The following is a 3440-nucleotide window of genomic DNA, read 5'->3' on the forward strand; positions in this document are numbered from 1 at the left end:
ATGCTTGTTGACGCCATCGTAGTTGCAGGTAATGGTGCCTGCCCCAACGTTCACCTCGCGCCCCAGGGTGGCATCGCCCACATAGCTCAGGTGGTTGATCTTGCTGCCTTCGCCGACCTCGGCGTTCTTGGTCTCCACGAAGTTGCCCACTTTCGCCTTGACCGCCAGACGCGTGCCGGGGCGAAGACGAGCGTAGGGCCCAATCTGATTATGGCCAGCGGCCACCGTGGAGTCGATGACGCTGTGGCTATCGATGACGCTTTCAGCACCGAGGGTGCTGTTCTTGATCACGCAATAAGGGCCAACGCGCACGCCTTCGCCCAGCTCCACGTTCCCTTCGAAGACGCAGCCCACGTCGATGAACACATCGTGGCCACAGGTTAGCGTGCCGCGTACATCGATTCTCGCCGGGTCTGCCAGGGCAACGCCCTGAGCCATCAACGCTTCCGCCGTCTGCTGCTGGTAAGCACGCTCCAGACGGGCCATCTGCGCACGGTTGTTGACCCCTTCCACCTCGGTAGCATCGTGGGGCTGCGCCGTGGCCACCTTGATACCTTCGCTGGCAGCCATGGCGATGACGTCGGTCAGATAGTACTCACCCTGGGCATTCTCTGCCGAGAGCTGGGGCAACCAGCGCTTCAGTTGAGCGCTGGTCATGGCCATGATGCCGGTATTGCACTCGGTGATGCTCAGTTGCTCGTCGTTGGCATCTTTTTGCTCGACAATCGCCACGGCCTGCCCGTCACTATCGCGCACGATGCGCCCGTAACCGCCAGGGTCGTCCAGCGTGACCGTCAACAGGCCCATATGCTGCTCATCCACCTGAGTCAGCAGGTTGGCCAACGTGTCACGGCGAATCAGCGGCACATCGCCGTAAAGCACCAGCACGATGCCGTTGCCCAGACGAGCCAGGGCCTGGGCCACGGCATGGCCCGTCCCCTTTTGCTCTTCCTGCAGCGCAAACAGAACGTCATGCTCTGCCAGCGCGTCACGCAGTTGGTCAGCGCCGTGACCGATCACCACGTGGGTCCGTGCCGGATTCAGCGCCTGAGCGGTCTCCAGCACGTGCTGCACCATGGGTTTGCCTGCCAGGGTATGCAGCACTTTCGGCAAGGGAGAGCGCATCCGCGTACCTTTACCGGCCGCCAGAATGACGATGTCGAGATCATGCATGTTCAGTACCTACCGTTATTGGGCCGCTGCCGGTGTCCAGGCATCGATGCCCAGCTCTTCCAGCAGCGTATCACCAAAATAGTCCTTGAATGCTGGGCTGGCGATGCTGCGCCAGCGGTCGCCGTCGCGCACCAGCAGCAGTACGTTCAAGTCGTGTTCCAGGGCCAGCGCCATGCCCTCTTCCGTACCAACCACCAGCAGTGCCGTGGCCCAGGCATCCGCCCATGCATTGGAAGGGTGGAAGACCGACACCGATACCAGGTCATGGGTAATCGGTTTGCCGTCACGAGGATTGATGGTATGCGAGTAGCGCTGCCCGTCGACTTCGAAGTAATTGCGGTAGTCGCCTGAGGTCGCCACCGACAAGTTGCTGAGCGGCACGATATGCTGAGCCCTTTGCTCACCGTCTTCCGGCACTTCGATACCTACACGCCAAGCCAGTTCATCGTCGGGCTCCCGGTAACCACGGGCGATCATGTCTCCCCCAAGATTCACCAGGTAGTGCTCGATCCCCTGCTGGTCAAGATACGCGCCTACTCGATCGACGGCATGGCCTTTCGCCACGCCAGAGAGGTCGACAAACACATCCCGCGTGCGCCGCGCCTGCATCTGCTGGGCATCCACTTCCAGGGCGTCATACCCGACGGTCGACAGGCGTTCGGCAAGGGCTTCATCACTGGGCACTTCTTCTGGCCTTGCTTCTGGCCCGAAACTCCACAAGTTCACCAGGCCACCCACCGTCACATCGAAGGCACCATCGCTGTCTGCCGCAACGGCCTGACTGACGGCCAAGACTTCGATCAGCTCATTGGACAGCGGCTGCCACTCATTCAGCGGCGCATGATTGAACGTTACCAGCTCGGCGTCATCCCGATAGGTCGACATGGAACGGTCCACGCTCTCGAGTTCGGCCAGAAAGCCCTCTTCCAACGCCTGTGCCTGGCCCTGGGTCAGCGGATCCATCACCGTCACCTGGTAGAAAGAGCCAAATACCCCTCCTTCAAACCGGGTGGGCGGCTCCAGGGGGCGATCACTCTCGGAGCAGCCTGCCATCAGGGGCAACAGGGTGAGTAAACCAAGGCCAGCTAAAAAGGGACGATAGCCGATGTTCATCGCATTTTCCTTGAAATGTGCTCGGGGTCAGAAGTGGAAGAACCACAGCAGCCAGAGACCAAATACCACGCGGTAAACCACGAACGGCTGCATGCCCAGTTTCTTGATGACGACCAGAAAATAGTGAATACAGAGATAGGCAATAATACCAGAAAGAAGCGTACCCACGATCATGGCGGGCCAGTCGATGGCTTGGGGATCGCTGAGCAAGCCAACGGCCTCTAGCCCTCCGGCCAGCACAATCACGGGGATCGACAGCAGAAACGAGAAGCGTGCAGCGCCCTCCCGGCTCATGCCTACCAACAGGGCTGCCGTGATGGTGATACCGGAACGGGATGTACCCGGAATTAGCGCCAGTGCCTGCGCAAAACCAATGATCAGCACATCCTTCAGATTCATGCTGTACTCGCTGCGGGTGCCGCGCTTTTTCCAGTCGGCATAGCCCAGCAGTAAACCAAAAGCGACCAGGCTCAGCCCGATGATCAGGGTCGAGCGCATGTGATCGGCAATCAGATCGCGACCCAAAAAGCCGATAATACACACCGGCAAAGTGGCCAATGCGACCCAGAACCCTAGCCTGGCATCCTCATCGACGCCTTTGCCCCGTAGCGCGGCCACGCTGCTGACGACCATGCGTATGATTTCATGACGAAAGTAGAGGATGACGGCACTCAAGCTACCCAGATGGAGTGCCACATCGAATGCCAACCCCTGATCTTCCCAGGGCGTAAATACGGGCACGAGAATAAGATGTGCGGAACTGGAAATCGGCAGGAACTCGGTTATTCCCTGAATCACTGCCAAAATCACGACCTGTAGCCAATCCATAGATTCATCCTCGCGTCAGTTGAGAGGCGTTCTGAAAAGCCACAAGGATACACGTGCGATTCCATGATGTCCGCCTGCAAATATTCTGTGATTGACAATCATGAAAACGCCTCCTAGCATGGCGCCGTGTTCAAGCGCCCTACCTGTGGCCCATGAATGCGATACAACTCCTTATCTTTCCCTTAAAAGAGGTTCCGAGAGCAGCCCATGGAAGATCCCAGTAGTCGATTATGTATGCGTGAAGCAGCCATGAAGTTTGGCTCGCTAGTGCACACGACCCGCCGGTAAGCTTTCTGCTCTCCAGGCCGTCGTGGCCTGGCCCTCTA

General features: G+C 58.8%; 4 protein-coding genes. All 4 read right to left on the minus strand.

Translation table 11 applies throughout. The features are described 5' to 3' along the window. The coding region (glmU, locus tag FYJ24_RS12195; protein ID WP_154546713.1) for a bifunctional UDP-N-acetylglucosamine diphosphorylase/glucosamine-1-phosphate N-acetyltransferase GlmU at positions 1–1173 on the minus strand (1173 nt) is incomplete at its 3' end. A 15-nt stretch (positions 1174–1188) separates the two neighbouring features. Further along, positions 1189–2286, minus strand: coding sequence for an FAD:protein FMN transferase (locus tag FYJ24_RS12200; protein WP_154546714.1), 1098 nt, complete (start codon positions 2284–2286; stop codon positions 1189–1191). 27 nt (positions 2287–2313) lie between these two features. Continuing rightward, positions 2314–3114 carry an undecaprenyl-diphosphate phosphatase gene (locus tag FYJ24_RS12205; protein WP_154546715.1) on the minus strand — a complete coding sequence of 267 codons (801 nt, stop codon included), beginning with the start codon at positions 3112–3114 and terminating at the stop codon, positions 2314–2316. 139 nt (positions 3115–3253) lie between these two features. Further along, on the minus strand, positions 3254–3440 hold a 187-nt coding region (locus FYJ24_RS12720), incomplete at its 5' end, for a hypothetical protein (protein ID WP_206192714.1).

The sequence above is a fragment of the Scrofimicrobium canadense genome (genome assembly GCF_009696615.1).
Lineage (GTDB): Bacteria > Actinomycetota > Actinomycetes > Actinomycetales > Actinomycetaceae > Scrofimicrobium > Scrofimicrobium canadense.